1 protein-coding gene is annotated in these 619 nt (G+C 72.9%); it reads left to right on the top strand.

Annotated features, from left to right (window positions below; genetic code table 11):
* Window positions 1–235: 235 nt before the first annotated feature.
* A partial coding sequence (locus RCG67_RS17000) for a hypothetical protein (RefSeq protein WP_368827975.1) occupies window positions 236–619 on the top strand: 384 nt, incomplete at its 3' end.

Here is a 619-nt window from a genome sequence, read left to right as displayed (position 1 = left end):
CGCCGAGCTCCAGCAGGAGGACCTGAGCATCCGCGACGAGGACACGCTGACCGACGTCACCACCGTCGACAACCAGCGCCTGGACGCCGACCCGGCCGAGGACGGACCCGTTCCGGCCGAGGACGTGCAGGCGGAGACCGGATCATCGTCCGACAACCACTGACCCCGCAGCCTGCGCCCGCCGGAGCGATGCCGCCGAGGTGAGCGCCGACGAGCTCAGCCACAGGAGGCGCCCGTGTCCCAGTCACCGTCGGCCCGAGACCGCGGCGAACCCGAGGGGCGGGACCTGGACCACGAGATCAGGGCTCTGATCACCGGCTACCAGGAGCTCCACAAGGACGACGAGCGCGTGCGCCGCATCGGGCGCAGGACCTACACCGGCCGGCCCGTCGTCGACGGCAGGACGGACGACCGGATCCTCGAGGTCCGCGACGAGGACATCGCGCCGGCACTGAAGAGCCAGGACCTGCACCGGGTCGCCGCCGGGATGCTGCGCACCGAGGCCGACATGGCTGCCTACGCCGCCCGCTTCGCCCAGCGGAGCACCGCGCAGGACCCGGCGGGCAAGGACCTCGAACGGCAGGCCCACGCGGTGGACGCCTCGGGCACGCACTGGCTC

It is taken from the genome of Kocuria cellulosilytica, assembly GCF_040981245.1.
Lineage (GTDB): Bacteria > Actinomycetota > Actinomycetes > Actinomycetales > Micrococcaceae > Kocuria > Kocuria cellulosilytica.
The sequence above is the reverse complement of the archived record's forward strand: the minus strand, read 5'-3'. Positions and strand labels throughout refer to the sequence as shown.